This is a genomic window from Myxococcus sp. AM010 (genome assembly GCF_013372585.1).
Classification (GTDB): domain Bacteria; phylum Myxococcota; class Myxococcia; order Myxococcales; family Myxococcaceae; genus Myxococcus; species Myxococcus vastator.
The window spans coordinates 1-6621 of sequence record NZ_JABXEO010000167.1; the positions used below are offsets into that span (position 1 = coordinate 1).

At 67.3% G+C, this 6621-nt stretch carries 6 protein-coding genes and 1 pseudogene; 3 read left to right on the forward strand and 4 right to left on the reverse strand.

The window, feature by feature from the left end; translation table 11 throughout:
* Positions 1 to 190 (forward strand): annotated as a pseudogene (locus tag HV826_RS35825) (FHA domain-containing protein); the annotation flags it as partial.
* Positions 191 to 279: 89 nt separating this feature from the next.
* Here the strand turns inward: HV826_RS35825 and sctV are convergent.
* Positions 280 to 2403 (reverse strand): type III secretion system export apparatus subunit SctV, encoded by a 2124-nt coding sequence (gene sctV / locus HV826_RS35830; protein WP_176421497.1) that lies wholly within the window; start codon positions 2401 to 2403, stop codon positions 280 to 282.
* Positions 2404 to 2608: 205 nt separating this feature from the next.
* Here sctV and HV826_RS35835 point away from each other — a divergent pair, with 205 nt between their 5' ends.
* Positions 2609 to 3406, forward strand: coding sequence for a carboxypeptidase-like regulatory domain-containing protein (locus HV826_RS35835; RefSeq protein WP_176421498.1), 798 nt, complete (start codon positions 2609 to 2611; stop codon positions 3404 to 3406).
* Positions 3407 to 3457: 51 nt separating this feature from the next.
* On the opposite strand, the gene HV826_RS35840 is transcribed toward HV826_RS35835, so the two are convergent.
* Positions 3458 to 3922, reverse strand: coding sequence for a tetratricopeptide repeat protein (locus HV826_RS35840; RefSeq protein WP_176421499.1), 465 nt, complete (start codon positions 3920 to 3922; stop codon positions 3458 to 3460).
* Positions 3923 to 4182: 260 nt separating this feature from the next.
* Here HV826_RS35840 and HV826_RS35845 point away from each other — a divergent pair, with 260 nt between their 5' ends.
* Entirely contained in the window at positions 4183 to 4407 is a 225-nt protein-coding gene (locus HV826_RS35845; RefSeq protein ID WP_002640925.1) for a hypothetical protein, read from the forward strand.
* Positions 4408 to 4579: 172 nt separating this feature from the next.
* Here HV826_RS35845 and HV826_RS35850 read toward each other — a convergent pair whose 3' ends face one another.
* Both HV826_RS35850 and HV826_RS35855 read right to left on the reverse strand, forming a co-directional pair.
* Positions 4580 to 5086 (reverse strand): tetratricopeptide repeat protein, encoded by a 507-nt coding sequence (locus HV826_RS35850; protein ID WP_368671071.1) that lies wholly within the window; start codon positions 5084 to 5086, stop codon positions 4580 to 4582.
* 59 nt (positions 5087 to 5145) lie between these two features.
* On the reverse strand, positions 5146 to 6309 hold the full coding sequence (locus HV826_RS35855; protein ID WP_176421501.1) for a DUF1521 domain-containing protein: 1164 nt from the start codon (positions 6307 to 6309) through the stop codon (positions 5146 to 5148).
* Positions 6310 to 6621: the final 312 nt, after the last annotated feature.

Genomic DNA, 6621 nt, shown 5'->3' on the forward strand with positions numbered 1-6621 from the left:
GCCCGAGGAGCCGCCCGCCGAGGAGCCGCCCACGCCGGTGTCGGCGGAATACCCCATGCCGGAGGAGTCCGCCCAGCCGAGCGCGATGGCGGCGCTCAAGGACAAGGGCAAGCTCGTGCCCCTCGTGGTGATGGGCGTGGTGGGCCTGGTCTTCCTGGTGCTGATGATTGCCGTGCTCGCGGGCGCCTAGCGTCGCGGGCGGGGGCCCTGCCCCCAGGAGGAAGGCCCCCTCTCGCCCGCGCGTGAGCTGGACGCGCGGGCGGAAGCGCACTTTGGCGGCTAGCGCGTGGAGATGCGCGCCACCGGCTGGATGTTCAGCTCGGGCGACAGCTCCTGGTAGCTGAGCACGGAGAACGACGGGTTGAACTCGTACTCCAGCAGCTTGCGGACGTAGCGGCGGATGTCCATGGCCGTGAGGATGACGGGCCGCTGCGCGCTGGGCGGCAGGTGGCCACACTCCGAACGCACGGCCTGGACGATTTCCTGCGCCAGCTCCGGCTCCAGCGCCAGGTGCGCGCCCGCGGAGGTCCGCTTCACCGAGCCGCGGATGGCGTCCTCGATGTTCGGGTCCAGCAGGTACACCACCAGGGTGCCGGTGCCACGCGCGTACTTGTGGGAGATGTAGCGGCGCTGGGCGGCGCGGACGTGCTCGGTGAGCATGACGTTGTCCGCCTCCACCTGCCCGTACTCGGCCAGGGCCTGGAGGATGCCGCGCAAGTCACGGATGGAGATCTCCTCCTCCACCAGGCGCTGGAGGATGTCCGTCAGCTTCAGCACGTTGACGACCTTGGGGACGACCTCCTTCACGATGGCGGGGAAGGCCTTCTCCAACTGCTCCAGCATCGTCTGCGTCTCCTGCACGCCGACGAACTCGCGGGCGTTGCGTCTCAGCACGGCGGCGGTGTGCAGGATGATGTAGCCGGGCACGTCCCACGTCGTCAGGCCGGCGGCCTCCAGCGTGTCGCGATACTGCTCGGGGACCCAGGCGGCGGACTGCCGGGTGGCGGGGTTCACCGCCTCGAAGCCCTGGATGTTCATCAGCCGCAGCCGGTCCACCGTGTCGTTCACCAGGACGTGGCCCAGCGTGGCCTGGCCGGTGACGACGGGCACCTCGTTGATTTGAATCTGGTACGCGCCCGGTGGCAGCGAGCCGTTGCCACGCGCACGCACGCCCGGGAAGCGGACACCCAGCTCCACGAAGAGGCCATCCCGCATGAACGGGATGAGCTCGAAGAGGAACTTCCCGTTGTCCTGGCGCGAGTCCACGAAGGGCACCAGCGCGTCGGAGACCTCCAGGACGATGGGCGTGACGACGGGGATGAACAGCTCGGAGTCCGGGTTGAGGGCTTCCTTGGGCGCGGGCTCGGAGGCCATCGGCGTGCCCAGGTCCGTCTCCATGGCCGGGCCGGAATCCTCCGCCTCCACCGCCTGCTTCTGCTTCTTCAGCATCGTCCAGGCGCCCAGGCCCGCGCCGAAGCCCAGCAGGAAGAAGGGAACCTTGGGCAGACCGGGCACCAGGCCCAGGACGATGAGCATGCCGGCGGCAATGGCGATGGCCTTCGGGTAGGCCGTCAGCTGGGAGCCCATGTCCATGCCCAGGTGATTGCCCTCTTCCTCACCCGCCACGCGCGTCACGATGATGCCGGCGCAGGTGGAGACGAGGATGGCGGGAATCATGCCGACCAGGCCGTCACCGATGGTGAGCAGCGTGTACTTCTGCGCCGCGTCGCCAGCGGACATGCCCTTCTGCGTCACGCCGATGATGAGGCCGCCGATGATGTTGACGACGGTGATGATGATGCTCGCGATGGCGTCGCCCTTCACGAACTTCATCGCGCCGTCCATGGCGCCGAAGAGCTGGCTCTCACGCTCCAGGTCGCGGCGCTTCTTCTTGCCCTGGTCCTGGTCGATGGAGCCGGCCCGCAGGTCGGCGTCGATGGACATCTGCTTGCCGGGCATCGCGTCCAGGGTGAAGCGGGCGGCCACTTCGGCGACGCGCTCCGAGCCCTTGGAAATCACGATGAAGTTCACGATGACCAGGATGATGAAGAGGATGGCGCCGACGACGAAGTTGCCCTGCACCACGAAGTTTCCGAACGCCACCACCACCTCGCCCGGGTCACCGGTGAGGAGGATGAGACGTGTGGTGGAGATGGTGAGCGACAACCGGAACATCGTGGTGATGAGCAGCAGCGTCGGGAACACCGACAGGTGAAGCGCCGCTGGCACGTAGAGGGACACGAGGAGCAGCACCACCGAGATGCTGATGTTCAGCGTCAGCAGCACGTCCAGCAGCATCGTGGGCAGCGGGACGATCATCATCCCGACGATGGCCACGACCACTACGGCGAGGACGATGTCGGAGTACTTGGAGAGGAAGCTGTTCGGATTGGTGGCAGCCATCAGCGGTCAGGCATCCTAGGACAACCCGGGGGCCTTCTGTCAGGGGGGGCGTCGCGAAGGGTCCCCTCCCCCACGGCGAGACCCGCCGTCCTCCCTCGTGCGGAAGCAGCCGGGCAGTCAACCGAAGTGGACATTCGTTCTTGCACCGCGCCCCGCCACGCGGGTTCATCCCCCTGACGGGCCACACGAGACCTGGGAGAACACGATGCGACTGAAGAATGCCTTGGGCAGGGGTCTTCCGCTGATGTTGCTGGGTGCGTCCCTGGCCTGTTCGGCCTGCACGGACGGCGGCTCCAGCGGCCCTGGCCCCTCCGGCAACGGGGAGAAGAACGTCGTCAAGGGCAAGGCCACGGACACCGCCGGCAAGCCCCTGGCGGGGGTGGAGGTGGTGGCCGACAACCAGGTCCTCTACGACTCCAATGTGGTGGGCGTGACGGGCGCGGACGGCACCTACCGGCTGGAGTTGGGTCAGGCGGCGACCACCTGGAACGCCAGCGCGCGGCTCAAGCGCGACTTCAACGGCCGCAGCTACACCTTCGAGCTGCGCCCCAGCAACGCCAACCCCTTCGCGGGCAACGAGGGCGCCGTCCGGGACTTCAGCTGGAAGCTGACCGGCGCGAAGCCCGAGGGCGGCGCCTACGGCAGCGGCGTCTACTTCAACCTGACGGACTACGTGGACCCAGCCGACCCGGATCAAGCCCTGCAACGCGAGCACGTGGAGGTGACGCTCACCCCGGTGGGCACACTGGTGGACGGCAGCGCCGGGACGCCGGTGACGGCCCGGGGCACCAACACGCCGGACGGCTTCGGCTTCCCGGACCTCCCGCTGGGGCGCTACTCGGTGACGGGGCGCTATGCGCCGCCGGGACAGGCCGTCCGCCCCCTGGTCGTGCGCGTGCAGGGCCAGGACACCTACGCCGAATCCGTGACGGCGGACTTCAAGCCCATCATCGACGGTGGGGACGGTCCGTACCGCGTGGACGTGGAGCTGAAGTTCCCCTGAACCCAAGGGCCAGGGAAGGCGGGCCGGGCCTTCTGGCGGCCCCGCCCGCGCCTACGCCGCGCCGTCGGATTCGGAGGACGGTGACTCCTCGGCGCTCTCCAGCGCCGCGGCGGCCAGCATCCGGGCCCGGGCGCTGAGCGGATCCTGCCCTTCGGGGTCCAGTCCCACCGCGTGATTGAAGTCCCGGGCGGCCTCGCGGACCTTGCCGAGCCGCAGGTGGACTTCCCCGCGGTTGACGTAGGGCGTGAGGTCCGTGGGGTCCAGTTCAATGGCGCGGTTGAAGTAGGACTCCGCCAGGTCCAGGTCTTCCAATGCCAGGTGGCAGGCGCCCAGCGCCGTCTGGAAGTAGGCCTCGGTGGGGTCCATGGACGCCAGGGACTGGAACAAGGTCAGCGACTCACGGAAGCGGCCGTCCTGGAAGAGGTTGAAGCCTTCCGTGGCCCGTTCGAGCATCTCCGGGCCGGACAGGGGCTTCACGTCGTCGTTGGTCACCGTTGCCTTGGATTCAGTCGTCATCTGCACACATCCCTCACGAGGGCGGGAGGACGGCCCCGGAGCCGGTAGGGCAAGCGGTTCCGAGCGCCGGGAGCTTAGACTGTTATCGGCGCTTCCACCAAAACGGTGCGCCGCTTCGGTGGCGATATTCCCGCAGCCGCCGAGAAAAAATGGATCAGAAAATGGGGAGGAAACTTCTGCCCCCCTTTCCCCCATAATCCTTTTGTAAGCAGCGCCGCCGCAAACCACCCGCTTCCAAAACTTCTTTACTGGAGAACGCCATGACCACCGCCACCACCGCCGCCGCCGCCGCCACGAAGGCCCTCGGAGCCAGCCAGGGTCTCTCCGCTCTCGAGCAGAAGTCCCTCTCCGGCCTGACCGGTCCGGACCGTGAGCGCGCCGAGGCGCAGCTGATGCTCCAGAAGCAGCAGGAGGCCACCGCCTTCGTCGCCAACCTGATGAAGAAGCTCAACGAGATCGCGATGTCCGTCATCGGCAAGATCTAATCCTGCCGCTGTAAGCGACTCTCGGAGCCGGCTCCCTCACGGGATGCCGGCTCCTTGCTTTTGCGGGCTCGAGCGACTCACCCGAAACGACGAAGCCCGGACCGCGCGACGACTCGCGTGGCCCGGGCCTGGTGTGTGTCGCGACGGGAGGGGGCATGCCCCCCCCTGGGGTCTACCGGGACTTCTTCACCTGGTCGGCCTGCTGCTTCAGGGTGAGCAGCGTCGCGTGGGCGCGCTGCGTGGCGCGGCGCTTGAGGCCCGCGTCCAATTGGATGGCCTTGCTGAGGTCCGCGAGCGCCTCGGGGACATTGCCCCGGCGCAGGTGGATTTCGCCCCGGCCGACCAGCGCGTCCACGTGGCCGTCGTTGAACTGGAGCGCCAGCCGGAAGGCGTCGAACGCCTCATCGAAGCGCTCCAGCGTCATGAAGGTCGCCCCGAGCTGCGCGTGAAAGACGGCGTCGGTGGGTGAGGCGGCCACGAGGCCCTGGAAGATTTGAAGGGCCTGCTGCGAGCTGCCCGCCTGGAGGAGCTGATAGGCCTTGTCCGCCCAAGCGTAGAGCTGCGTGTGGGAGAGGTTGAGGAACTGCCCCAGGGTGATTTCGCCGCGGATCACCGCCTCGGCGAGGACTTCCGGGACGACGACCTTCTCTTCTTCACCCCTGGGGGCGGACTCGCTCACGACAACCTCGAGGAGGGCCAGGCAGTCCCACACCTGGCCCGATGAAGTACGTCCAGCGCCTAGAACGACTGGGGACCGCGGAAGCGGACCATATCATTCAGCTTGGACAGCTTCTCCAGCGTCCCGAACATGTCACCCAGCGCCTTGAAGGACTGGGTCAGCCCGGACTTGTGCTGGTTCTTGTCGTAGGCGCCGAAGAGGTCGTCCGCCTTGCGGAACGGGTTGAAGCCGTTCGCCTGGGTGTTCTTGAGCTGGTCGAACACCTTGCTGAGGGAGTCGAACGTCTCGTTCAGCTTGTTCAGCTCGGGCTTGCCACTGCTCATGTCCCAGGGCAGCGGCTTCACCTGGGGCAGGCTGGTGTTCATGTCCCAGTTCTGGGCCACCTCACCCGCCGCGGGGGCGTCCGCCGCCGCCGAGTAGTTGAAGGCCATGGTGCGCGGCGCGGTGATGACGGCCTCGCCCACCTTGTGGACCTCGCCGCCCTTCTCGTGGCCGACAATCTCCTTGCCGTGGAACGTCCAGTCGGCCGCGTTCTGCCCCATGTGGAAGACGTCCGCGGACTGGTTCGAGTGGAAGCGGACGACCTCGTCCATGCCGGTGTTGGTGACCTGGCCGACCTTGCCCTTGCCCTTGTCGATGTCCTTCACGCGCACGTGGCTGTCGCCGTAGACGACGTCCAGCTGGCCCGTCACCGTCATGCCGTTGCCCCAGGGCTTGCAGGTGCAGTTGATGCGGGTGCCGTCGCCCAGGACGAAGGACGTGTCGCGCTTGAAGTCGAACTTGCCGCCGTCGCTCTCGTCGACGTGCGGATCACCCCAGACGCGGGTGTTGTTGCCGTCCGGCCCCGTCACGCGCCACTCGAACTTGCCCAGCTGCTCAATGGTGTAGCCGCCCGGCGTGGTGATCTTCCCGCCGTCGTCCACCTTCAGGGAGTTCGCCTCGCGCACCGCGTCCAGGGGGTTGGGGCGCTCGGCCGGGAAGGCGGCGTTGGTGCCCGTCGCGCCCGCCTGCTTCGTTGAGGCCGCGGCCTGGGACATCTGATCCACGGCCTTGCCAGCGACGCCCACCGCCTTGCCCGCCAGGTCGACGGCCTTCTCCACCAGGTTCAGCGTGGACTCGATGAGCTGCGCGTTGCGCGCGATCGTCGAGGTGTTGACGTTGCCCGCGCCCTGCGTCGTGGTGAGCTGCCGGTTACCGCCAACTCCGCCGATGCCGTTCGACATATTCGGTACTCCCTGAGGAGGGGTGAAATGTTCGATGCTGCTTCACCGTGATTTTCGGTGTTTCGCGCTGGGAGTTTCGCCTCGGTGCGTCGCTTTCCTCAATAGGAGGCGCGGGCCGGCCACGGGGGGCGGGCCCCCTCTTGCCAGGGCGGGAAAAAGAATCAGAAAATCCCGAGGAAACTTCCGCCCCCCTTTCCCCCATAATCCTTTTGTAAGCAGCGCCGCCGCAAACCACCCGCTTCCAAAACTTCTTTACTGGAGAACGCCATGACCACCGCCACCACCGCCGCCGCCGCCGCCACGAAGGCCCTC

Bases quoted from the DNA above. Each gene is read 5' to 3' on its own strand.
- sctV (WP_176421497.1), bottom strand. From the start codon at position 2,403: ATGGCTGCCACCAATCCGAACAGCTTCCTCTCCAAGTACTCCGACATC.
- HV826_RS35835 (WP_176421498.1), top strand. From the start codon at position 2,609: ATGCGACTGAAGAATGCCTTGGGCAGGGGTCTTCCGCTGATGTTGCTG.
- HV826_RS35840 (WP_176421499.1), bottom strand. From the start codon at position 3,922: ATGACGACTGAATCCAAGGCAACGGTGACCAACGACGACGTGAAGCCC.
- HV826_RS35845 (WP_002640925.1), top strand. From the start codon at position 4,183: ATGACCACCGCCACCACCGCCGCCGCCGCCGCCACGAAGGCCCTCGGA.
- HV826_RS35855 (WP_176421501.1), bottom strand. From the start codon at position 6,309: ATGTCGAACGGCATCGGCGGAGTTGGCGGTAACCGGCAGCTCACCACG.